This is a genomic window from Nonomuraea sp. NPDC048826 (assembly GCF_043198225.1).
Taxonomy (GTDB): Bacteria; Actinomycetota; Actinomycetes; order Streptosporangiales; family Streptosporangiaceae; genus Nonomuraea.
The window spans coordinates 217,860-240,277 of the sequence record NZ_JBICUQ010000009.1; the positions used below are offsets into that span (position 1 = coordinate 217,860).

Sequence of the window (22,418 nt, forward strand, 5' to 3'; positions counted from 1 at the left end):
CCCTCGATCCGCCCTGTCCAGGTGATCCTCACGGGCATGCCCGCTGAGGCACCTTCGTGTTGTGCGGTCCGAAAGGCGAGTCGACGAGGCCGAGCCCCGTCCAGAAGACGCCGACGGCAGGCCGGACGCGATCCTGGTCGTGGACCACGAAGAACTCCGAGGTGTACGCCTGGCCGTCCATGGTCCGGCCGGCCACCTCCAGGACCCACCCTTCCTCGCTCCCGGCCCTCTTGAAAGGGGCGGATCTCAGGACCCGCGGCGCGTCTCCCGGCAGAAGGCAGGCACGCAGCGCGTCGCCCAAGGTGTCCTCGCACTGCGCCGCGTCGCGGGCGAGTCGTCCGCAGAAATCCACGACTCCGTTCGCCGAGATGTCCTTGACCACCTCGTCGAGCGCGCCACGCGCGCCGGCGTCGTCGATCGCCGGCGGCGACTTGGGAGGCGGCAACTCCCGGCCCCCGGTGCAACCGCCCAGCAGAACCACCAAGGCGATCACCGATGCCACGAGCCGCTTCATCGTTTCCTCCGGGAGTGGCCGCCCTCGGGCGCGGTGTGAGCCTGCGCCCGAGAGCAGGCGAAAGATGCCGTCAGGCCGGCGTGCAGACGAACAGGCAGACCACCGCCTGGGAATTCGACCAGTGGGACCACCGGGGACGACCCTGTGCCTGAGGAACCTTGATCGAGGCACGGTGCCTGGTGGTGCGCAGATATTCGCTCTTCCCCTTCCAGTAGCTGCTCATTTTGCCGCCATCGCTGTAGAGGTAGACCCGCTGCTCTTCGCAATGATTGTACGACCCGCCGATGCCGACCCAGCCGACGGAAAGCGAGAGATCGATCGACCGGCATGCCCCGGTGGTGTTCCCTTGGTCCGGACTGTAGTCCACCCAACTGCTCGAACCGCGGCTGACTTCTTGGCCGCGCCCGCAGGACGTGAGGAAGCGGGAAACGTCACGGCCTTTCTGGGTGGCCTGGCACGAGTTCCAGGATTCGATGCCGTAATAATTCCAGGTGCTGTTCCCGTCGTTCTTGAGGACGAATTTCTTGTGGCACCACATGTACCAGCGGCCGGACTTGTAGGTCCTTGACGCGCAGTACGAGCCGTACTCTTCCAGGCTCGCGGCCGCTTTCTCCGCCGCGGACCGCTGACCGCCGCCGGCGTCGTCCTGCACGTTCAGCGCCACGTCGTCGTCCCACTTGACGGTGACCAAACAGGGATCGGAGTTCTCCCGAGGATCAGGGCTGCCTTTCAGGTAGCGGATCCCGGTGACCGTCCGGGGGAGGATCACAGTTTCGGTCTCGCGCTCGCACCTGGGGTCGGGAAGCGCCTTCCGCACGTCCACGGACAGGACGCGGTAGTCGTCGGTCGGATCCCGCTGCTCGCGGAAGTCGGCGGGAACACCGGGGGACCGCAGCCGCTGCGCGAACGTGTCCAGGAGCCGGGCTCCCTGGGCGGTGCGGGTGATGTCCGAAGAGTTCGCCGCGGTGACGGTGACTTCCTTGGGCGGGATTTCGAGGCGGGCGGAATCCGCCAGAGAGGGAGGCGCGACGAGCACCGAGGCGCCGAGCACGGATAAGGCCGCGATCAGCGGCCCGAGGCTTCTGCGGGGCATGGGGCAGGAATCTCCTTGCGTCGCTGGACGTCGCCGGATGCGGATCCGCGCGGTTTCCCGGACCGGCCTTCCGTTCGGCAGCCCGTGAAATATGAGGCTGCCCGTGCGAGTCGAACAGTAGGCCGCCCATTATTGCGCGGCAAGGATCGATGCAATTTAAGAATGGACGGGCCGGCCTGCCCCGCGGCCGTCGATCCGATCGCAATCGAATAAGTCCAGGTATTGCGCGGCAAGCGCGGCCGAATTGCAGGACAATCAATTCCCGATCGGCGAATGCCCGTCATTCATCCGGGAAGGGCGTCGCCCGGGAAGCCGTGGCACGGGTGGACCTCGTAGCGCATCATCCCGGCCCGCACGCAGGGGTCCCCGGCCATGATCTCCGAGGCCTCCTCGGCCGGCACGGTCATGATCGCGACCCCGGCCACGGCGTCGGAGGCGACCGGGCACAGGATCGCGATCACGCCGTCGGCGCGCAGCGACACCATGCGGCGCTGGTGTTCGAGCTCGATCGCGGCCGCGCCCTCCATGGTCCGTCCCGGCGCCCACTGCAGGATCGCCAGGCTGTAGGGCTTCGCGGTCGCGGCCAGGGCCCGGATCTGTTCGTCGGTCACGCTCGTACTCACGACGTCTCCTCACGTCTCGACGTGTTCGGCCAATGAGACGATGATTCCCCCCGGGGCCGCGGATGTCCTACCGAACGTCGTCGAGGATGGCTCGGACGACGGCCCGGGTGTCGCCGAGATCGGTGAGGACGAGCTCCGCCCCCGCCTCACGCAGCATCTCCGCGCTGCACGACCCGGTGGCGACGGCGACCACCCGGGCGCCGCCGAGATGCCCGGCCAGGACGTCGTTCGGGGTGTCCTCGATGAGCACGGTGTTCTCGGCCGCGAAGGGGTGCCCGTAGTTGGCCGTGGCCCGTTCCTGCGCGAGCCTCGCGAGCGCCTCCGCCGCGCCGTCCAGCACCCCGCCGCGTCTCCTGATCTCCGCCTCGAAGGTCAGGAAGGACTCGGCCAGGGCGAGGCCGAACGTGTGCAGCAGCTCATCGGAAGCCTCGATGTGGTGCAGGCGCAGGGTGTCGGCCGCGATGGCCCGCTCGGTGCGCCCGGTCATGTCGGCGAGCTGCCGCATGACCTGACCCGTCGCGGGCCGGAAGGCCTCGGCGCAGTCCACCGTCGCGCCCACGGGATGCACCGTGACCAGCGGAGGAGCGGTCCCCGGCGTCGCGCCTCATGCGGGGGACACCCGGCACGTGTCCCCGTTCAGCGAGAAGCGGGTGGGCAGGGACGCGTCGCCCGTGTGACTGGCCAGGTACCCCATGGTGACGCTCGCGCCGGGGGCGATGGAGCCGTTGTGACCGGCGTTGACCGCGGTGACGATGTCGCCGCCCTGGGTGAGATCGGTGTTCCAGTCGGAGATGACGGTCTGGCCCCGGGCCATGGCGAACCGCAGCCGCCAGCCGTTGATCGGCGTCGTGCCGGTGTTGGTGATCGTGAGGTCGACGGTCATGCCGACGCCCCACGTCCGGGTGGTGTACGTGATCCCGCAGGTCGGCTCCGTACGCTCGAACGAGACCCGGTGCAGGCCGCCGGGCAGGTCGTTGACCACGTACAACTCGCCTTCCGGCGTGGCGCCGAACGCGGTGACCTGCGTGGGGGTGCGGCCGATCTCGGCGACGGTGTAGCCGCCCGCGCCGTCCTCGCGCAGCGCCCACACGATGGAGGAGCAGTAGTCGGTGGCGATGTAGGTGTCGCCGACCAGGTCGGCGAACTCCGCACCGCGGTAGACCTGGCCGCCGATGACCGCGCAGCTCCCGGTGTACGGGGAGTACGTGAAGACCGGCTCGGTGTAGGAGGCGCCGGGGCGGCACTGGGCCTCGTCGAACACCTGCAGCCCCTCGTAGCAGGACCAGCCGAGGTTCGCGCCGGCCTGCCGTCCGGGCTTGACGTGGTTGATCTCCTCCCACCGGCCCTGGCCGACGTCGGCGATCCACATCGAGCCGTCCGCGCGGTCGACGGAGAAGCGCCAGGGGTTGCGCCCGCCGTACATCCAGATCTCCGCACGGGCTCCCGCCACGCCGACGAACGGGTTGTCATCGGGTACGCAGTAGGCCAGGTCGCCGCAGGCCCGGCTGACGTCGACGCGCAGGATCTTGCCCAGCAGGGTGTCGAGGCGTTGCCCGGAGTCGAACGGGTCACCGGCGCCGCCGCCGTCGCCGATGCTCATGTACAGGTAGCCGTCGGGGCCGAAGGTGATCTGTCCGCCGTTGTGGTTGTTGTACTCGGCGTGCTCCTGCGCCAGCAGCGGTTCGAGGCTCGCCTCGTCCAGGTCGTAGCGGGCCAGCGTCACGGCGCCGTCCGGCAGCGCGGTGTAGGCCAGGTAGAGCTCCTGGCTCTCCGTGAAGTCGGGGGACAGGGCGATGCCGAGCAGTCCCCGCTCGTTGCCCGACTCGTCCACCGACGTCGTGATGTCGATGATCGGAGCCGATTCGAGTCCGGTGTCCGGATGGTAGACGCGTACGGTCCCGCGCTTCTCCGTGATGAGCAGCCGGCCCGTCCCGTCGTCGGGCGCCGCGATGGCGGTGGGGCGCCGCAGGCCGAAGGCGACCTGGGTGGTGACCGTGTCGATCTCTTCCAGCGGTACGGAGGAAGCCGTCGCGGCGGTGGCCGGCGGCGCGAGAGGGGACAGGCACAGGGGCAGGGACAGGGCGAGCGACGCGAGGGCCGCCCAGCGCTTGGCCGGCATGTCGGCTCCAGAGACGGGGGCTTCGTCGGTCGGGAAAGGCACGGGCGCCCGGTGGGAGCCGGCACACGATGCCGGTCCGGACGGTAACCGCTTACCTGCCGTCCACGCCAGCGCGCCGGCCTCCTCCATCCGCCCTTCAGCCCTCTGACCAGGGGAGAAGCCGGTGCCGATCCGATGAAACGTACATCGGTCAGCGCGGCGCGAAGCCGTGCAGCAACGCCGCCACGAGGTCGTCCGCGGAGGGCAGCGGCTTGCCCAGGAGCCCGCGGTAGACGACGAGCCCGACGAGCATGTCGCTCAGCAGCCACAGGTCCGCGTCCGCCCGTACCTCGCCGCGGGCGAGCGCCTGCTCGTAGATGCCCCAGGAGCGCTCCATCCGCGATCGCATCGCCGAGCGCATGATCTCGGCCACGGCGGGGTCGCGCCCGGCCTCGCCGTAGACCTGCCTGGCCGTGGTCGCGGTCGCCTGCCACGCCTCCAGCGTCTCGGCCACGACCACGCGCAGGTCGCCCGCGAAGGACCCGGTGTCGGGCATGGTGACCTGGGCGTCCATCGCCGATCCGAGCGCGTCGAGCAGGAGGTCGCGCTTGGTGGCGTAGCGGCGGAACACGCTCGCCCGGCCCACGGACGCCGCCTGCGCGACGTCGTCCATGGTGAAGTCCAGGCCCTTGGCGTGGATCAGGGTCATGGCCGCCTGCTTGATGCGCGCGTCGACCGCGGGGTCCGGCTTGCGAGCCATTAGTGAGACTCCTAGTATCAGATACTATGGGTATCAGAACAGTCATCATAGGCGCGGGCCCGGGCGGGCTGGCCGCGGCGCGCTCGCTCACCGCCGCCGGGCACGACGTGCGGATCCTGGAGCAGGCGCCCGCCTTACGGACCTCCGGCGGTTCGGTGACCCTCTGGCCCGGCACGATCCGCATCCTGCGGCAGCTCGGAGCCGACCCCTCCGATCTGGGCAGCCGCCTGACCGGCCTGGAGGTGTGGACCTCGGACGGCAGGCTGCGGACGACCATCGACCTCACCCGCGCCGAACGCAGGTACGGCGCGCCCAGCGTCCACATCGCCCGCCGAGCCCTGGCCGAACGCCTGGCCGAAGGCGTGCCCGTCGAGTACGGCAGCCAGGTCGTGGCCGCCGCCCCCGAGCGGGCGGAGGTCATGCTGGCCGACGGCCGCACGGTCGCGGGAGACGTCCTCGTCGGCGCGGACGGCCGCGACTCGGTCGTACGACGGGCGCTGTGGAGCGAGGACCCGGCCGAACGCACCCCCTGGGTCACCTGGCAGACCTTCGCCGACGTGCCCCGGGAACTGGTCGGCAGCGGACGGACCCTCGTCATCACCGGACAGGAGGGGATGTGCGGCCTCTCCCCGGCGGGCCCCGGCCGGGTGCTGTGCTGGTTCGAGGTGCGCGCCGCGCCGGGCCGGCCGCTCTGGCTGGACGAGACCGACCCGATGGGCCGGCTCAAGGAGCTCTTCGGCGACTGGGCAGGCCTGGTGCCCGAGGTGCTGTCGGGGGTCACCGGGATGGCGGCGTTCCCGCACTGGCGTCACAAGGTGCCGCGCGTCTGGGGGAAAGGCCCGACCACGCTGCTGGGCGACGCGGCCCACACGATGCCGCCCGCCATGGCCCCGGGCACCAACCAGGCCGTCGAGGACGCCTGGCTGCTGGCCCGTTCCCTGGGAGACCTGCGCGGCTACGAGAGGACGCGGGCCAGGCAACTGCGCCTGCCCGCCAGGGCGTCAGGCGCCGAGATCACCAACCAGCCGGCCGGGCCGATGCCTCCCGACCGGCCCATGAGCGTCATGTACTCCTGGTGGATCCGCCGGTCGAGCGGATACCTTTCCAGCCGTCCGGGCATGTGACCGTACGACGTTCCCCTGGGAGGCCGGGATGCTGATCGAGAAGGAACGGCACGACGGCATCCGCAGCGGCGCGATCACCGTCCTCTTCCGCCGCTGGCGGCGACGCCAGGTGACCGCGGGCCAGGTGTACCGCACCCCGGCCGGACGGGTGGCGGTGGACGCGGTCGACGTCGTGACCCCCGACCAGATCACGGACGCGGACGCCACGGCGGCCGGCTATCCGTCATGCGCCGCCGCGGCAGCCGACCTCCGAGGCCGCCCCGGCGACCCCGTGTACCTGCTCCGCATCCACTTCGTCGACGCCCCGGACCCCCGCGACGAACTCGCCGCCACGACCGAACTGTCCGAGTCGGACCTGCAGACCATCAGAGCCCGCCTCGCCAAGCTCGACCGGTCCGGGCCCTGGACGGCGGCCACCCTGGACATCATCGCCCGCCGCCCCGCCGTACGCGCCGCCGACCTGGCCGCCGAACTGGACCGCGACCCCGCCCAGTTCAAACTGGACGTCCGAAAGCTCAAGAACCTCGGGCTCACCATCAGCCTGGAAACCGGCTACCGACTCTCTCCGCGCGGTCAGGCCTACCTGGCCGCCTCGGCATGAGCCAGGGGTGCGGGTGGAGATTGTGCGGGTGGCGGGGATCAGCCGGCGTGGGCGTCGCCGAGGAGCAGCTCTACCCGGCCAGGCTGCGGGGCGGTGAACGAGCGCAGGAACGCGGACCAGAACGTGTCGCTTGTCCGGCCGATGACAACGCGATGCACGGAGTAAGAGCGCTGACGCCTGCTGATCGTTACCGAGAATGACATGGTCCAATGCCAGTGATCGCCACGTTCTTCCGGCGCCGGAGTGCGTGGGCCTTTGGCGCTTGGCGACACCTCAAGCGTCAGCGCTACGTCATCCCCAGCATTGCCTGGACGGTGAGCTTCATGGGGATGGCCATAAGGATGCGCCATAACGCAGAAGCGATCTTACGTCCTTCCCGTTGATGGATCCCCTTCCCGGTGTCATATTCCCATGTGGGCTCTGTGCGAGGAGGAGCAGGTGGCGGGGATGCAGCCCTCGAACTCGTTTGCCGCAAGGACGTTTCTTCGGCGCCTGCCCGATTCTGTTCGAGAGAGATTGTTGGCTCTCGGAGTAGTAGTCGGGTTTGAAGCAGATCACACCTTGATCCGCCAGGGGGACGACGACCTCTCCGTCTTCATCCTGCTCAAGTCGGTGGCCAAGGTAACCGCACGGGCAGAGAACGGCGCGGAAGCGCTACTCGCAGTCCGGGTGAGCGGGGACATCGTCGGTGAGATGGCTACCCTCGATCAGATGCCGCGGTCGGCGACCGTTACCACCTGTGGAAGATCAATCATTTCGGTGGTCAAGGGCCCGATATTCGTTGACTTCATGGCTCGCCATGCCGCAGTCGGCGTAGCGCTGAGCCAGTTGATCGGGGACCGGCTCCGCTGGGCAAACCAGAGGCGGCTGGAGTTCGTCGGTTACAGCGCCGACGTCTGCCTTGCCAGACTTCTCTTGGCACTTGCGCAACGTCATGGCACTCATGTGCGGCAGGGACTGGACATCGGCGTCACGCTGACCCAGGCAGAGCTTGGGGGTCTGATCGGCGCGAAAGAAGGAACGATCCAAAAGGCCATGCGCGGGCTGCGCAACCAGGGGTTAGTCCACTACTCACAGCAGCGGATCGTCATTGCGGACGTGAGGCGTCTGATTCGATTCGCCGAGCTCGGCCCGTATTAATCCGGGTCGGGATGCGCCGAGGGGCTGCATGGTGAGTGTCCACCTACGCGAGGAGGAGCAGGATGGAAGAGCACAGGATCATGCTTTCTGCCGACGTCGAGGACTACAGCAGCAGGAATAGCCATGACCAGGCGAAACTGCAAGCCACCCTCGTGGACGCACTTGATTACGCCGGCCGCTCGGCGAGGCTCCAGATCCTCGACTGGGATCGTCAGAAGCAAGGCGACGGTCAGTTCGTGATCCTCCCGCCGAAGACCGATCCGGTGGCCGTGTTGAGACCGTTCGTCAAGGCGCTGTCGAAGTATCTGCGACACAAGCAGACAGCGACGTTCCACATCCGCGTCAGACTAGCTATCCACGAGGGTCCGATCCAGCTCGACGGGGCCAATGGGTATCCCGGCGATCACGCAGTGCAGCCGAACCGGCTGGTCGGCGCGCAGCCTCTCCGAGCCGCGCTCGCCGCCTGCCCTCAGGCATCCCTTGGCGTGATCGTCTCCGAACGTATCTTCACGGACTACATCGGTCAGCGGCCCGGAAGTCCGCGTCGCGATCGGTTCCGTCGGGTAGATGTCGAGGAGAAGAAAAATCGGTACGTCGGCTATATCCATGTACCGGGCCACAATGTTCACGCTTTAGATATCTCTCCGACCGTCCCGCCCAGGCCTGGCATCGAGCGCACGGCCCAGGCTCTCAACATCAGTGGCGCAGGGGCCAACGTAGCATTGTATGGCGACCAGACCAATCACCAGACGTTCGGGCGATGAACGAGGAACAGGCTCCTGGCGAGAGGGAGCACACACCCGAGCCGTCACCGGAAGGTGATACCTCCAAGGAAGAGACTCCAGTATCTCCCGAGGACGATATTGACTCCCTGTCACCCGAGGATGAGGAGGAACAGCGCCGGTTCCGTCTGAGTGGGCTGGCGTCGGAGGCGCTCTATGACGTGTCGGGCCAGGGCGCCAACGTTGCAGTCGCAGGCGCTCAGTACAACTACCAGCAGTTCAATATCAAGGACAGACCGACGCGGCTCGTTACGCCCTTGACTCCTGAACAGGTGCGAATCATCCGTGACTGCACAGTGACGACTGGATCAAGGACGCAGCTCGCAGAACGCCTTTCAGACACTCTGGTGATGTTGCTCAAAGGACCGCCCGAGACCGGGAGGCGCACAACCGCTTATGCTGCCCTGCTCGACTGGATCGGTGATCAGGAAGGGCTCTCTGTTGGCCTGATCAATAGAAACGTGGTGCTCAGTGAGCTCACGAGCAAGGATCTGGCCGGCGCGCATGGATTCGTCCTTGAACCGAGCGATGACGTCTGGGCGGAGGACTCTCACGAGATGCTCACCCAGCTGCGGTCCATCGCTCACGAAGCGAACTGCCGGATCGTGGTGCTCCTCACTAGGGGAACGGGCGGGGAGTCCCTGGTCGTGCACGATCCTGCACATCCCATAGATGTGTTCCGAGCGTGGATCGAGTATCGGCTTGGGGAACCGGACGCATGGAAGACACACGATTTCGACGCACATGAGCGGCGACTGACAGAGATGCTGGACGGATGCTCGCCGAGCCGGGCCGAAGAGAGGGCCCATGATGTCGTCTACGGATTGCGAGGCGGTCTTCAGCTGGAAGCGGTTCTTGACAGCCTGGAGAAACCAGTGCGGGAGCGACTCAATCAAGCGTTCGCTGCCAAGAATTCCAAGGAGTCGTCGTTCAGCAGATGCTTCCTGATCAGTAGTGGCGTCTTCCATGATCTCACGGAGCCGATTGTGTCCCGAGCTGCTCTCCGGCTCGAGGAGCGCATCCGGAACCAGGAGAACGAGAGGACCCGGCCTGGACCACCGGTCTGGGAACCTTTGGAGTCACTGCTCGTTCATGAAGGAATACGGACGGAGCCACGTTCGGTGCAGGGGGACGGGCATCGCATCCGGCTGCGGCGCGACGTAAGAGAGCAGGTACTTCAAGTCGCGTGGGAAGGGGTGCCAGCGCTGCGCGGCATTCTGCATGAATGGTTACGCGAGTTCACCGACCAAAAGGACGCTCGGGTGGCGACCCGTGCGGCGCAGGCGGTGGCCCAGCTGGCAGCCTGCGATTTCGACGGTGTGAGATTCGAGTTCCTCGAACCCTGGTCCGACGCCGGTCACGCCGGCAGCGAGCTTGCGAAGGCGACACTCGAGGCGGCATGGTCGCTCAACCCAGACCTGGCCCAGCGTACGCACTGGCTGTTGGAGAGCTGGTCGAGAGGCAACTACCGACGGCGGATGGCTGCGGCGATAGCGTACGGCTCGCAGATCGGTGTGCAGGCGATCGACAAGGCCCTGCCGTCCTTCAAGCGCGTGGTCCAGCACTCCCGTAGCAATCACCTACATACCCTGGTCGCAGGGGCAATCGCTGAAGTGTATGTCGAGGCGACCGGAGAGCGGATCCTGAGGGAGCTGCGGCAATGGACCATGTCTGACGTCTATGGCCTGCGCCGGACGGCGGCCCTAGCCCCCGCACGCCTTGCCTACTTGCCGCCAGAAGCGTTCCCGGGGCGTCTGCCTCTGGCCGAGGACGCGCCGCGTGGCGACGTGGCAGCTCTGCTGTGCCATGCGCTCGATTGGTCTAGGCCCGCGCCGTCGGCGGCTGATCAGCGGACGCCACCAGTGTGGCACCTGCTCGCAAGGTGGGCGGGAGCGGTCTCCTGTCAGCAGGTCATGGAAGAGATCTTCACAATCGTCGGAACTCGTTACCCTCACCTTCGCATGCCGCTCCTCTTTCATCTGCGTGCATGGCAATCGCAAGGAATTGTCACGGCCGAGCGGCGGCTGATCCTCCATCAACTGTTGAAACGAGGCGCGCATCCATGATCTGGCTAATGCGGCGGTTCGACATTCCGATCTCGGAGGACGACATGGACGCGACCGAGCTTGAGTTCGAGACACCCGCTCTTGGGGATGGCTTCACTTTTCGCGTGGAGATTCGCTGCATGCCGGCCGTAGGCGGCAGCAGGCATCATCGTGGCTTGTGGAGCGATGCCACCGAAGAAAAGGCCCAGGCGCAAGGACTGGCCAGGCAAGTCGTACGTGACGTGTGTCGCCGCCACTCAGCGTTCCTCCCAGGAGAGGCGGAAGCCGAGTCGAACCAAAGGATCTCGTCTGTGTTCGCCTCGCATTCGACGCTCCAGGGCCGCTGGTCGGTGCGGGTGTACGTCAATCTGAGCGAGGAGGCCGGTAATCTCCAGCGCGAGGCCCAGATCCGCAAACATCAGATCATTTCAGAGGCGGAAGAGAAGGCTCTCCGGCTCCAGAAGATTCAAGAGCTCAAGGGGATCAGCGAGGGACTCCTCTCCTCGGCGACAGACCACTGGATCGCTCGCTACGCCGTGCGGCTCGCTCAGCACCCGGACGCGGCTGCCGACGTTGTGGCCCAACTGCTCGACGAGCGTCAGGAGCGCGCCGAGCGCCTCGTAAAGCTCGTCAATGAGATGGTCGATGTGCACCAGCAGGCAGGCATCTTTGACCTAGTGATCGCGAGCGAAGGGGCGCTGCGGCATGCACTCAAGCAGCTCGGCGTCGATGTTCCACCGTTGGAATCGGATTCGATTTTCGCGGACGCGGAATTCTTCTCGTGATCACTTGACTAGTGCAGCCACGGCCACCCAGAGAATGGCCGAGACGGACGTTAGCCCCATCCAGGGAAGGGCACGTCGGACACGACGGTGCTTTTGAAGTGCCACCGTCGTGAGCACCTCGATGAGGAGCCGTACCTCCTCCAGTTGCTTGGTCGTGGAGGCGGGTGGCCGACCCGCCTTCGTAGGCCGTACCAGCCCGAAGCGGTTCACCCCGTACGGCGCCCTCAGATCCGGACGGAGCGCTAGGGCCAGATGGCAGCCCGCGATCAGGAAGCCGACGCAGAAGATGGACAGGAGGGCGGCGAACCCAACCGCACTCGGCAGACTGGCGGCCAAGTGTGGTGCCACCGCGCCTACCTGTGTAGCGGCGAGCGCCGACACACCTAGGTGAATGGTGACCATTGTCGTCACCTTAGCCTCGGCCTGCTGCACATAGCCGTTGAACGTGTCCAGACTCGTGAGAGCGACGGTCAGCGCCTCAGCGCGGGTCAGGTTGTCATTGGCGGGCATCGCACTCCAATCGTCTCCCGACAAGTTGACCTCGGTTCGGGCATATTCCACCCGTATTTCTCCGGCTCAGGGCCGTACTCGGGCCAAGACTTCTGGGGAAAGGTGCGCCAGTAATGCGCTTGGATCCCCCAGCTTCGTGGCGTGGCAGCGAGTGGCCGAGGCAAGGTTCGAGCGCAACAGGTCGCCATCTACGGGGGCGGGCCGACCGAGTAGGGGGTGTCAGCAAGAATGCCATTCACGGCGAACGCGCAACGGCCCAAGCCCTGATGAGGCACTCCGGCAACACCATAAGCGCCAGGCCGCCCACAAGCTTGAGACGGGCGAGGCATGGCAAGATCACAACTTGGTGTTCTGCACAAGCGTCGGAACCCTGCTGTACGAGACGCACCTACGTTGAGCGTTCAACACGACAGGCCGACGGGTTGAGTCCGAGTGAGGTGGCTCCCCGATTGGCTCCTATCGACTTCCAGAAGCAGAAAAGGGCCCGACCCGCTATGCGGATCAAGCCCTTACCTGGTCAAACAGTGTCGGGGTGGCGGGATTTGAACCCACGACCTCTTCGTCCCGAACGAAGCGCGCTGCCAAGCTGCGCTACACCCCGGTGCACGTCGTCCTGCACGTGCGTGGAAAGTCTAGCCGACTTCGCGGGTGCTTGTGACCACCTGGGGTGTCTCAGCGGCGGGGGACGAGCGTGAGCAGGGACGCCTCCGGGAAACAGGCGAAGCGGGCCGGGGCGTACGGGGAGGTGCCGAGGCCGGCGGAGACGTGGAGCCAGGCGGAGTCGTGGCGGCTGAGGCCTTTGACGCGCTTTCTGTCGATGCCGCAGTTGGTGACCAGGGCGCCGTAGAAGGGGATGCAGAGCTGGCCGCCGTGGGTGTGGCCGGCGAGCAGGAGTTGGTAGCCGTCGTCGGCGAAGTGGGTGAGGTTGCGCGGCTCGGGGGAGTGCATGACGCCGAGGCGGAGGTCGGCGTCGGCGGGGGCGGGGCCGGCGACGAGGTCGTAGCGGTCGCGGGAGATGTGGGAGTCATGGATGCCGGCCACGGCGACGTCGAGGTCGCCGACCTTGACGCGGGCGGTGGTGTTGTTCATGTCGAGCCAGCCCTCGGCGGCCATGCCGGCGCCGAGCTCCTCCCAGGGGAGCGACGGGGTGTGCTGGCGGCGCTCGTTGCGCGAGGTGCGCCAGAGGTAGCGCAGGGGGTTCTTCGGCTGCGGGGCGTAGAGGTCGTTGGACCCGTACACGAACAGACCCGGACGGCGCAGCAGCGGCTCCAGGGCGTGCAGCAGCGACGGGACGGCGTCGGGGTGGGCGATGGAGTCGCCGGTGTTGACCACCAGGTCGGGCTCCAGTGCGCCGAGCGAGCGCACCCAGTTGATCAGCATGGTGCGGCGCGGCGTCAGGTGGAGGTCGGTCAGGTGCAGGATGCGCACGGGACGCTGGCCCGGCGCCAGGACCGGCACGTCGAACCGGCGCAACCGGAAGGAGTTGCGCTCCACGACCGACGCGTAGGCCACGCCGGCCACGCCGAGCCCGAGCACTGTCAGTGGTACTGCGACTGCTTTCCTCACCTCTTCATGATGCCCGACTCCCGGCACGGCCCGTCCGCGCAGGCGGCAAGATGGACCGCATGAGCGGATTGAAGGACAAGCTGAAGGCCGATCTCACGGCCTCGATGAAGAATCGGGACGAGGTCCGGCTGCGGACCATCCGGATGGCCCTGGCGGCGGTGAACGTCGAGGAGGTGGCCGGCAAGGCGGCGCGTGAGCTCTCCGATGACGAGATCATCAAGGTGCTGACGCGGGAGGCCAAGAAGCGCCGGGAGGCGGCGGAGGCGTTCGGCAACGCCGGGCGCGCCGAGCAGGCCCAGGCGGAGCTCGACGAGCAGGCGGTGCTGGAGGAGTATCTCCCCGCCCAGCTCTCCGACGAGGAGCTCAACCGGCTGGTCGAGGAGGCCGTCGCCGAGACGGGCGCCTCCGGCCCGCAGGCGATGGGGCAGGTGATGAAGGTGGTCAACCCGAAGGTGGCCGGGCGGGCCGAAGGCGGCAGGGTGGCCGCCGCCGTGCGTGCCAGGTTGAGTTCCTGAGCGGGTCGCCCTCAGCCGGGGCCGGCCGTCATTCGGCCGGCACCAGGCCCGTCTCGTTCCAGTTGCCCCAGTCGCGGTTGTTGGTGTCGCCGCCGCGCCCGCGGTCGCCCCGGTCACCGCGGTCACCCCGGTCGCTGCGGTCGGGGTCGAACAGGTCGCGCAGGTCGTCGAAGTCGCGGTCGTCGCGGTCCTTCTTCTTCGGCTTGGGCGCGCACTTGTCGCTGCAGCCGCCGAAGCGCGAGCGGTCGACCGGCCGGAACTTGGCCGGTTCGACGCCCTTGAGCGCGGCGATCATCGAGTCCTTCCAGATGGGGCCGGAGATCGACGCGCCGTAGACGTACGAGTAGTAGCGGCCGCCGATGGTCACGCCGATCAGGTTGTGACTGAAGGCGCCGCGCGGGTCGCCGATGCTGACGGCCGAGGAGAGGTTGGGGGTGTAGCCGGCGAACCACGCGGCGGTGTAGTTGTCGGTGGTGCCGGTCTTGCCGGCGGCGTCGCGGCCGATGCCGCCGACGCCGCTCATCGTGCCCTTGGTGAACACGCCGGACAGGATGGCGCTGACGGCGTCGGTGACCTTCTCGTCCAGGACCTGCTCGCACTTGGGCTTGAACCGGGTGACCTTGCCGTCGCGGTCCTTGACCTCGGTGATGGCCAGCGGCTTGCAGTACTTGCCGCGGGCGCCGAGCGTCGCGTAGGTGTTGGCGACCGTCACCGGGTCGACCTCGTTGATGCCGAGGGTGAAGGTCTCGAACTCGCCGATCTTGCCGCCGTCGGCCCGCTTGAGACCCATCTTCTTGGCGGTCTTGACCGTGTCGCAGAGGCCGACGGACTGCTGCAGCTTCATGAAGAACGTGTTGACCGAGCCCCAGGTGCCGCTCTCCAGGGTCTTGAAGCCGCCGCCGCCCTCGCTGGAGTTGTTGACGGTGTGGGAGGGGTCGCCGACGCCGTTGCCCTTGCAGTCCTTGAACGAGCCGTACGAGGACGCGCGGTAGCCGTTGGGCGCCGGGAAGCCGTCGGAGAACTTCAGGCCCTCGGACAGCGCCGTGGTCAGTGTGTAGACCTTGGCGGTGGAGCCCTGCTGGAACCCTCGGCCGCCGCCGTGCGCGGCGTCGGCGACGAGGTTGTAGGACATCTCGTTCTTCTTCTTGGAGTTGCCGAACTTGCGGGAGGCGGCCATGGCCTTGATCTCACCGGTGCCCGGCACGACCATCGCCTGGGCGGCGACGGGCTTGTCCTTGGGGCTGACGTACTTCTTGATGGCCTTCTCGGCGGCCTTCTGCATCTTCGGGTCGAGCGTGGTCTTGATGGTCAGGCCGCCGCGCTGGAGGAGCTTGAGCCGCTCCTCGGCGGTCTTGCCGAAGTCTTCGTTGAGCAGGATCTCGTTCTGCACGTAGAGGCAGAAGTACGGGTACTGGCTCTCTTCGCAGCCGCCCGGCATCTCGATGTCTTTCCAGCCGAGCTTCTTCTTCTTGGCCTCGTCGGCCTCCGGGCGGGTGATGGCGCCGACCTCGGCCATGCGGTCGAGGACGACGTTGCGCCGCTCCAGGAGCAGGGCCCTGGACTTGGGGCCGACGTTGGGGTCGGTCCTGGCGGGGTTCTGCACCGCGCCGGCGAGGGTGGCGGCCTCGGCGAGGGTCAGCTCGGAGGCCGGCTTGTCGAAGAAGCGCCGGGAGGCGGCCTGGATGCCGTGGGCGCCCGCGCCGAAGTAGGCGATGTTGAGGTAGCGCTCGAGGATCTCGTTCTTCGTGTACTTCATCTCGATCGCCATGGCGTGGCGCAGCTCGTTGAGCTTCCGGGAGACCGTGGTGGCGGTCGCGGCGGCCCGCTCCTCGTCGGTCTCGGCCGCGTTGACCAGCACCTGCTTGACGTACTGCTGAGTGATGGAAGAACCGCCCTGAGTGACGCCCCCGGTGGTAAGGTTCTTGATCAGAGCGCGGGCGGTGCCCTCGAGGTCGATCGGCCCGTGCTTGTAGAACCGGAAGTCCTCGATCGCGATCAGGGCCTTCTGCATGATCGGCGCGACCTTGTCGAGCTCGACCGACTGGCGGTTCTCGAAATAGAACTGCGCGATCTGCTTGCCGTTGGCGTCGACCAGTTTGGTGCGCTCGGAGAGCGGCGGCTCCGTGAGCTCTTCGGGCTTGAGATCAAGGGCTCCCACGGCCGACTTGGCGGAGACGCCCGCGCCACCCACGGCGGGCAGGGCCACGGCGGCTGCGAGCACGCCCGCGGCCGCGCCGGCCACCGTCAACTTGATGACGTTCAGGATCGGCGAGAAAAGATCTTTGCCCTGAGCTTGCACAGTACCAAGCCTACGTCGAAAGCGTGGCGCTAACGGTAACACGACACCATTTCGCCTTGACTGGACGGGGTGACTAGTCATTCCCGGTCAAGAGTCCAGCGAGAATTTGGTCCTCTGGGGTCTGTCGGCCCGAACGTCTCGTTGCGTACGTTCTCCCTGCGGCAACTGAATACGGAGGCTCGGCGCCCGCGCCCGTCGGCCCCAAATGACGACTGACCACCTAAGGGGAGTGGGGTCGAAAAATGTGGATCACGGATTGGACCTCCCGTGCCGCCTGTCGAGGTGCGGACCCGGACGCTCTGTTCGTCCAAGGGGCTGCGCAGAACAGGGCGAAGCTGATCTGCCGAGGATGCCCGGTCCGTACCGAATGCCTCGCCGATGCGCTGGACAACCGCATCGAGTTCGGGGTGTGGGGCGGTATGACCGAACGCGAACGGCGTGCGCTGCTGCGGCGGCGACCCGACGTGGACTCATGGCGTGAGCTGCTCGAGTCCGCGAAGGAAGAGTACGAGCGGACCAACGAGCTGATCGCCGGCTGATCGGTCCAGGGCGAGGTGCGGCCGGCTGTGACGCCGGCCGCGCTCTTGTGCCCAGAGAAGGAAGCGCCGGTCAGGCCTTCGCCATGAGCTCACCCACGCGGCGCAGGCCGGCCAGGTCGTGCACGTCGTCGGACATCGCCGCGACCTTGGCGATCGGCACTGTCGGGTGCGCGGTCACGAAGTGGTCCTGCTCCCGGTGTTCGCGAGCCGTGAGTTGCATCCTGCCGGTGTGCAGCCGCAGCACGGCGGCGGTCAACTCGTGCTCGCCCCGGGACGCCAGGTTCTCGGCGGCCGCGGCGCTCCGGACTCCCGAGAGCGTCGCGGCCGGTGACTCGTGGACCCGGTTGACCACCAGGCCGGCGAGGGGCATCCGCTCCTCGGCCAGCCGTTCGACGAAGTAGGAGGCCTCGCGCATGGCGTCGCGCTCCGGCGTTGCGACCACGAGGAAGGCCGTGCCGGGCGCCTGGAGCAGCTTGTACGTGAGCTCGGCGCGCTGCCTGAAGCCGCCGAAGACCGCGTCGAGCGCTGACACGAACGTCTGCAGGTCCTTGATCACCTGAGCGCCGAGCAGCTTGTTCAGCGCGCCGGCGACGAGCCCGAACCCGGCGTTGAAGAGCCGGAAGGCGCTGCGCCCCCCGGCCTTGGCCGGTGCGGTGAGCAGCCGGATGAACCGTCCGTCGAGGAACCGGCCGAGCCGCTCGGGCGCGTCGAGGAAGTCGAGCGCGGAGCGTGACGGCGGGGTGTCGACGATGATCAGGTCCCACTCGTCGGAGCGGCGGAGTTGGCCGAGCTTCTCCATGGCCATGTACTCCTGGGTGCCGGCGAAGCTCGACGACAGCGACTGGTAGAAGGGGTTCGACAGGATCTGGCGGGCCCGTTCGGGGTCGGCGTGCGCCTCGATAATCTCGTCGAACGTGCGCTTCATGTCGAGCATCATCGCGAAGAGCTGGCCGCCGCTCTCGCACTCGACGATGCGCCGCGGGGTGTTGTCGAGCTCGGTGAGCCCCATCGACTGGGCCAGCCTGCGTGCGGGGTCGACGGTGAGCACCACGGCGCACCTGCCGCGTTCCGCTGCGCGCAGGCCGAGGGCGGCGGCGGTGGTGGTCTTGCCGACGCCGCCGGATCCGCAGCAGACGATGATGCGGGTGCCGCTGTCGTCGAGGATGGCGTCGATGTCGAGGGTGGCGGGCTTTCTCACACTGCTCCCTGGGTGCGGATGCTCTCGGCCAGCTCGTACAGGCCCGCGAGGTCGACCCCGTCGGCCAGCAGCGGCAGCTCGTAGCGTGGCCGTGCGGCGGCGGCGAGGGTCTCGCGCTCGTCGCGTTCGAGCTCGGTGCGGCGGGCGTGCTCGACGACCTCCTCGGCGAGCGCCTCGGCCAGGGCCTTGGCGTCGCCGCCCGCGGCCAGGCCGGCGGCCTCCAGCCCGGCGGTGAGGTCGGCGGTGTCGATGCGGCCCTTGGCCGCCTGGTCGAGTACGGGTCGCGGGAGGAGCGGCTCGCGCACCATGTTGATGAAGACGCCTCCGGCGGGCAGGCCCGCCGCGCGGAGTTCGTCGAGGCCGTCGAGCGTTTCCTGGACGGGCATCTCCTCAAGCAGGGTCACGAAATGGACCGCGGTTTCCGGACTTTTGACGACGCCTCGTACGAGATCTGAATGGTTCTTGATGGGGCCGACCTTGGCCAGGCCCGCGACCTCCTCGGTGACGTTGAGGAAGCGCGTGATGCGGCCGGTCGGCGGGGCGTCGAGGACCACGGCGTCGTAGACCCGCTTGCCGTTCTTGTCGCGTCTGCGCACGGCTTCGGAGGTCTTGCCGGTGACGAGCACGTCGCGGAACCCCGGGGCGATCGTGGTGGCGAAGTCGAGCACGCCCATCTTGGTCAGCGCCCGGCCCGCCCGGCGCATGCCGTAGAACATCTCCAGGTATTCGAGCATGGCCTCCTCGGGGTCGACCGCCAGCGCGTACACGTCGCCGCCGTCGGGCGCCACGGCGATGCGGCGCTCCTCGTACGGCAGCGGCGGCAGGTCGAAGATCTGGGCGATGCCCTGCCGGCCCTCGACCTCGACGAGCAGCACCTTGCGGCCGCCCGAGGCGAGCGCGAGCGCCAGCGCGGCGGCCACCGTCGTCTTGCCGGTGCCGCCCTTGCCGGTGACGACGTGCAGGCGCACGCCGTCCCAATCGGTGTCCCGAGAGTCCACGATTCGAGGCTACCGAACGGTCACTTGACGTAAGCCCACGAGAGTCCCGGAGATTGCTCACACTACGCTGATGGCCATGAAGAAATGGGAGTACCTCACGGCTCCGGTGCTGATCCACAACACCAAGATGATCCTCGACAACTTCGGCTCCGATGGCTGGGAGCTGGTCCAGATCCTGCAGGGCGCGACGCCCGAGCAGCTGGTCGCCTACTTCAAGCGGGAGAAGCAGTGACGCCTGAGCAGAAGATCGCCGACCTCGGGCTGGAGCTGCCCGAGGTGGTCGCGCCGCTGGCCGCCTACGTGCCCACGGCGCGCACCGGAAACCTGGTCTACACCTCGGGCCAGGTGCCCGTGGTGAAGGGCGAGGTGCGGTTCACCGGCAAGCTGGGCGCGGAGGTCAGCGTCGAGGAGGGGCAGGAGGCGGCGCGGATCTGCGCGCTCAACGCCCTGGCGGCGCTGAAGGCCGAGGTCGGCGACCTGGCCAAGATCAAGCGGATCGTCAAGGCCGTGGTGTTCGTGGCCAGCGCCCCCGACTTCACCGGGCAGCCGCAGGTCGCCAACGGCGCCAGCGAGTTCCTGGGCGAGGTGTTCGGCGAGGCGGGCAAGCACGCGCGCAGCGCGGTCGGGGTGGCGGCGCTGCCGCTGAACGTCCCGGTCGAGGTGGAGCTCATCGCCGAGGTGTCCTGAACGTCGGATATGTCACTATGACCGAGTGATGTTCTAGTTGGAGGTCATCGTGGCTGGTCTTCGGTTCTCTCGGGAACACGCCGAGCACATCAGAGACGTGCTGGCCGGGCGTGTCGCCCCGGTCCGCGCGCGGGACGCCGCCACCGTGGTGCTCTTCCGCGCGGGCCGGGCCGGCGGCATCCAGGTCTACCTGTTGCGGCGCAAGCCCACCATGGCCTTCGCCGCCGGCGCGTACGTCTTCCCCGGGGGGTCGGTCGACCCGCGCGACACCGACCAGGCCGTCGCCTGGGCGGGGCCGTCGCCCGTGGAGTGGGGGCGGGTCTTCCGCGCCGACGAGGCGGTGGCCAGGGGCCTGGTGTGCGCGGCCGTACGCGAGACGTTCGAGGAGTCGGGGGTGCTGCTCGCCGGGCCCGGCCCCGACTCCGTGGTCGCCGACACGCGGGGCGACGACTGGGAGACCGACCGGCTGGCGCTGCTCGACCGGAGCCTCGGCTTCGCCGACTTCCTCGCCAAGCGCGGCCTGGTGCTCCGGTCCGACCTGCTCAAGCCGTGGGCCCACTGGATCACGCCCGAGGCCGAGACCCGGCGCTACGACACCCGCTTCTTCGTCGCCGTGCTGCCCGAGGGCCAGCGCACCCGCGACGTCGGCGGCGAGGCCGACCAGGTCGAGTGGCGCCGCCCGGGCGAGGCTCTGGCCATGGCCGACCGAGGGGAGATCTTCCTGATGCCGCCCACGTACCGGACCCTGAGCGACCTGGCCCGCCACGACACCGTGGCGTCGGTGCTGGCCGAGGAGCGGGAGATCGTCACCGTGCTGCCCAGGGTCGTGGAGGTCGACGGCGAGTTCCGGCTGGAGTCGGCATGAGCGGGCTGCACATCCCGCTGGACACGCCCGACGGCTCGCGCACCGCGCACGCGGAGAACCTCCTCGCGCCCAACCCGTCGATCATGACGCTCGACGGCACCAACACGTGGGTGATCGGCGGCCGGGAGGTCGTCGTGGTCGACCCCGGGCCCGACGACGAGGCCCACCTGCTCCGGATCCGCGACCACCTGGGGGAGCGCAGGGTCACCCGGATCCTGCTCACCCACGGGCACTTCGACCACAGCGGCGGCGCCCGGCGGTTCGCCGAGCTGACCTCAGCGCCGGTGCGGGCCCTGGACCCGCGCCACCGGCTGGGCGACGAGGGGCTCGCCGACGGCGACGTGGTGACCGTGGACGGGCTGGAGATCCACGTGTACGGCACGCCCGGCCACTCGGCCGACTCGCTCTGCTTCTGGCTGCCCGCCGACCGGGCCATGCTGACCGGCGACACCGTGCTCGGCCGGGGCACCACGATCATCGCGGGCGACGGCGGCCTGGCCGACTATCTCCGCAGCCTGGACCGGCTGAGATCGGTCGCGGAGAGCCTGGAGGCGCAGGCCCTGCTGCCCGGCCACGGCCCGGTGCTGCCCGACCCGATCGGGGCGCTCGACGGCTACATCGCGCACCGGCGCGAACGCCTCGACCAGATCAGGGAGGCGCGACGGCAGGGCGCGCGCACGCCGCGGGAGATCGTCAAGATCGTGTACGCGGACGTGGACCGCTCGCTCTGGCCCGCGGCGGAGATGTCGGTGCGGGCCCAGCTCGACTATCTGGACCGGTTGTAGAGCCGGTCGTGGTCGAGGATCACCACGGCCTTGGCCTCGATGCGCAGCCAGCCGCGCTGCGCGAAGTCGGCCAGGGCCTTGTTGACCGTCTCGCGTGAGGCGCCGACCAGCTGGGCCAGCTCCTCCTGGGTGAGGTCGTGGTGGACGCGCATGCCGTCGTCGGTCTTGGTGCCGAACCGCTCGGCCAGGTCGAGCAGCTGCTTGGCCACGCGTCCGGGCACGTCGGTGAACACCAGGTCGGCGAGCACGTCGTTGGTGCGGCGCAGCCGCTGGGCGAGGGCGCGCAGCAGGTGGAGCGCCACCTCGGGGCGGCCCGTCAGCCAGGGGCGCAGGTCGTCGTGGCCCAGCCCGGCCAGGCGCGCCTCGGTCAGCGCGGTCGCGGTGGCGGTGCGCGGCCGGGGGTCGAACAGCGACAGCTCGCCGAACATCTCGCTCGGGCCGAGCACGCTGAGGACGTTCTCCCGGCCGTCGGGGGAGGTGCGGGAGAGCTTCACCTTGCCTTCGAGCACCACGTAGAGCCGGTCGCCGGTCTCGTTCTCGTGAAAGATCGTCTGCCCTTTGGAGAGCTGGACCTCGGTGATGCTCGTCCGGAGCGCCGCGGCGCTCTCACGGTCGAGCGCGGCGAACAGGGGAGCCTTGCCCAGCACGTCTTCGGTGTTCACTCTGCCTCCTCTGCTGCCATTGTGACGCACACCACTCCGGGCGGCACACCTGGTGAGCAGGCTCGCCGCGGGTGTCGCTCAGGCTGGACGAACCGCGCTGGGCCCGAGGTGGTCCCCCCAAGACGAGCCGTGCGATCCTCCTGCCGAAGTGTACGAACAAAACCGTCAACATGCTTACTCATCCCCCGCTCCGGGTCCTCCAGTCGGCTAGATTCACCCATAAACGCGG

The 22,418-nt window shown here is 68.1% G+C and carries 24 protein-coding genes and 1 tRNA gene; 12 read left to right on the forward strand and 13 right to left on the reverse strand.

What is annotated here, in order from left to right:
• Nucleotides 1–28: 28 nt before the first annotated feature.
• The 6 genes from ACGFI7_RS31620 to ACGFI7_RS31645 all read right to left on the reverse strand — a co-directional run bounded on the left by ACGFI7_RS31620 (nt 29) and on the right by ACGFI7_RS31645 (nt 5,088).
• Nucleotides 29–514 carry a hypothetical protein gene (locus tag ACGFI7_RS31620; RefSeq protein ID WP_393410968.1) on the reverse strand — a complete coding sequence of 162 codons (486 nt, stop codon included), beginning with the start codon at nt 512–514 and terminating at the stop codon, nt 29–31.
• A gap of 70 nt (nt 515–584) precedes the next feature.
• Nucleotides 585–1,607 carry a hypothetical protein gene (locus tag ACGFI7_RS31625; RefSeq protein WP_393410970.1) on the reverse strand — a complete coding sequence of 341 codons (1,023 nt, stop codon included), beginning with the start codon at nt 1,605–1,607 and terminating at the stop codon, nt 585–587.
• 284 nt (nt 1,608–1,891) lie between these two features.
• On the reverse strand, nt 1,892–2,230 hold the full coding sequence (locus ACGFI7_RS31630) for a hypothetical protein (RefSeq protein WP_393410972.1): 339 nt from the start codon (nt 2,228–2,230) through the stop codon (nt 1,892–1,894).
• A gap of 67 nt (nt 2,231–2,297) precedes the next feature.
• On the reverse strand, nt 2,298–2,789 hold the full coding sequence (locus tag ACGFI7_RS31635) for an HAD family hydrolase (RefSeq protein ID WP_393410973.1): 492 nt from the start codon (nt 2,787–2,789) through the stop codon (nt 2,298–2,300).
• Between the two features lie 45 nt (nt 2,790–2,834).
• Nucleotides 2,835–4,349, reverse strand: coding sequence for a PQQ-dependent sugar dehydrogenase (locus ACGFI7_RS31640; protein ID WP_393410975.1), 1,515 nt, complete (start codon nt 4,347–4,349; stop codon nt 2,835–2,837).
• 190 nt (nt 4,350–4,539) lie between these two features.
• A complete protein-coding gene (locus ACGFI7_RS31645) occupies nt 4,540–5,088 on the reverse strand; it encodes a TetR-like C-terminal domain-containing protein (protein ID WP_393410977.1) in 549 nt (182 codons plus the stop codon).
• A 26-nt stretch (nt 5,089–5,114) separates the two neighbouring features.
• Here ACGFI7_RS31645 and ACGFI7_RS31650 point away from each other — a divergent pair, with 26 nt between their 5' ends.
• The 6 genes from ACGFI7_RS31650 (at nt 5,115) to ACGFI7_RS31675 (ending at nt 11,565) form a co-directional block, all read left to right on the forward strand.
• Nucleotides 5,115–6,212, forward strand: a complete 1,098-nt coding sequence (locus ACGFI7_RS31650; RefSeq protein WP_393410979.1) for an FAD-dependent oxidoreductase — start codon at nt 5,115–5,117, stop codon at nt 6,210–6,212.
• Nucleotides 6,213–6,240: 28 nt separating this feature from the next.
• Nucleotides 6,241–6,813 (forward strand): hypothetical protein, encoded by a 573-nt coding sequence (locus ACGFI7_RS31655; RefSeq protein ID WP_393410981.1) that lies wholly within the window; start codon nt 6,241–6,243, stop codon nt 6,811–6,813.
• A 447-nt stretch (nt 6,814–7,260) separates the two neighbouring features.
• Nucleotides 7,261–7,953 carry a Crp/Fnr family transcriptional regulator gene (locus tag ACGFI7_RS31660; protein WP_393411403.1) on the forward strand — a complete coding sequence of 231 codons (693 nt, stop codon included), beginning with the start codon at nt 7,261–7,263 and terminating at the stop codon, nt 7,951–7,953.
• 62 nt (nt 7,954–8,015) lie between these two features.
• Complete coding sequence (locus ACGFI7_RS31665) at nt 8,016–8,717, forward strand: hypothetical protein (protein ID WP_393410983.1); 702 nt, start codon at nt 8,016–8,018, stop codon at nt 8,715–8,717.
• Complete coding sequence (locus ACGFI7_RS31670) at nt 8,714–10,801, forward strand: hypothetical protein (RefSeq protein ID WP_393410985.1); 2,088 nt, start codon at nt 8,714–8,716, stop codon at nt 10,799–10,801. Before ACGFI7_RS31665 ends, ACGFI7_RS31670 begins: the two co-directional genes overlap by 4 nt.
• 8 nt (nt 10,802–10,809) lie before the next feature.
• Nucleotides 10,810–11,565 carry a hypothetical protein gene (locus ACGFI7_RS31675; RefSeq protein ID WP_393410987.1) on the forward strand — a complete coding sequence of 252 codons (756 nt, stop codon included), beginning with the start codon at nt 10,810–10,812 and terminating at the stop codon, nt 11,563–11,565.
• Here ACGFI7_RS31675 and ACGFI7_RS31680 read toward each other — a convergent pair whose 3' ends face one another.
• The 3 genes from ACGFI7_RS31680 to ACGFI7_RS31690 form a co-directional block, all read right to left on the reverse strand.
• Nucleotides 11,566–12,075 (reverse strand): hypothetical protein, encoded by a 510-nt coding sequence (locus ACGFI7_RS31680; protein ID WP_393410989.1) that lies wholly within the window; start codon nt 12,073–12,075, stop codon nt 11,566–11,568. It abuts the gene before it with no gap.
• 527 nt (nt 12,076–12,602) lie between these two features.
• Nucleotides 12,603–12,676 (reverse strand) — tRNA-Pro (locus ACGFI7_RS31685).
• A 71-nt stretch (nt 12,677–12,747) separates the two neighbouring features.
• Complete coding sequence (locus tag ACGFI7_RS31690; protein ID WP_393410991.1) at nt 12,748–13,641, reverse strand: metallophosphoesterase; 894 nt, start codon at nt 13,639–13,641, stop codon at nt 12,748–12,750.
• 59 nt (nt 13,642–13,700) lie between these two features.
• On the opposite strand from ACGFI7_RS31690, the gene ACGFI7_RS31695 reads away from it, so the two are divergent.
• Nucleotides 13,701–14,156 (forward strand): GatB/YqeY domain-containing protein, encoded by a 456-nt coding sequence (locus ACGFI7_RS31695; protein ID WP_393410993.1) that lies wholly within the window; start codon nt 13,701–13,703, stop codon nt 14,154–14,156.
• A 28-nt stretch (nt 14,157–14,184) separates the two neighbouring features.
• Here ACGFI7_RS31695 and ACGFI7_RS31700 read toward each other — a convergent pair whose 3' ends face one another.
• A complete protein-coding gene (locus tag ACGFI7_RS31700; RefSeq protein WP_393410995.1) occupies nt 14,185–16,455 on the reverse strand; it encodes a transglycosylase domain-containing protein in 2,271 nt (756 codons plus the stop codon).
• 242 nt (nt 16,456–16,697) lie between these two features.
• On the opposite strand from ACGFI7_RS31700, the gene ACGFI7_RS31705 reads away from it, so the two are divergent.
• Entirely contained in the window at nt 16,698–16,994 is a 297-nt protein-coding gene (locus ACGFI7_RS31705) for a WhiB family transcriptional regulator (RefSeq protein ID WP_148036282.1), read from the forward strand.
• Nucleotides 16,995–17,064: 70 nt separating this feature from the next.
• Here ACGFI7_RS31705 and ACGFI7_RS31710 read toward each other — a convergent pair whose 3' ends face one another.
• A complete protein-coding gene (locus ACGFI7_RS31710) occupies nt 17,065–18,192 on the reverse strand; it encodes an ArsA family ATPase (protein ID WP_393410997.1) in 1,128 nt (375 codons plus the stop codon).
• Nucleotides 18,189–19,190: an ArsA-related P-loop ATPase gene (locus tag ACGFI7_RS31715; RefSeq protein ID WP_393410999.1), complete on the reverse strand. Its 1,002-nt coding sequence runs from the start codon at nt 19,188–19,190 to the stop codon at nt 18,189–18,191. Before ACGFI7_RS31715 ends, ACGFI7_RS31710 begins: the two co-directional genes overlap by 4 nt.
• A gap of 76 nt (nt 19,191–19,266) precedes the next feature.
• Here ACGFI7_RS31715 and ACGFI7_RS31720 point away from each other — a divergent pair, with 76 nt between their 5' ends.
• The 4 genes from ACGFI7_RS31720 to ACGFI7_RS31735 are packed head-to-tail and all read left to right on the forward strand — an operon-like array spanning nt 19,267 to nt 21,527.
• Entirely contained in the window at nt 19,267–19,422 is a 156-nt protein-coding gene (locus ACGFI7_RS31720; protein WP_090945153.1) for a hypothetical protein, read from the forward strand.
• The gene (locus tag ACGFI7_RS31725; protein WP_393411001.1) at nt 19,419–19,877 is read left to right on the forward strand and encodes a RidA family protein; all 459 of its coding nucleotides are present in this window, start codon (nt 19,419–19,421) and stop codon (nt 19,875–19,877) included. The genes ACGFI7_RS31720 and ACGFI7_RS31725 overlap by 4 nt, the downstream gene beginning before the upstream one ends.
• Nucleotides 19,878–19,926: 49 nt before the next feature.
• The gene (locus ACGFI7_RS31730; RefSeq protein WP_393411003.1) at nt 19,927–20,742 is read left to right on the forward strand and encodes an NUDIX hydrolase; all 816 of its coding nucleotides are present in this window, start codon (nt 19,927–19,929) and stop codon (nt 20,740–20,742) included.
• Entirely contained in the window at nt 20,739–21,527 is a 789-nt protein-coding gene (locus ACGFI7_RS31735; protein WP_393411005.1) for an MBL fold metallo-hydrolase, read from the forward strand. Before ACGFI7_RS31730 ends, ACGFI7_RS31735 begins: the two co-directional genes overlap by 4 nt.
• Here the strand turns inward: ACGFI7_RS31735 and ACGFI7_RS31740 are convergent.
• Entirely contained in the window at nt 21,509–22,189 is a 681-nt protein-coding gene (locus ACGFI7_RS31740; RefSeq protein ID WP_393411007.1) for a Crp/Fnr family transcriptional regulator, read from the reverse strand. The genes ACGFI7_RS31735 and ACGFI7_RS31740 overlap by 19 nt on opposite strands.
• Nucleotides 22,190–22,418: the final 229 nt, after the last annotated feature.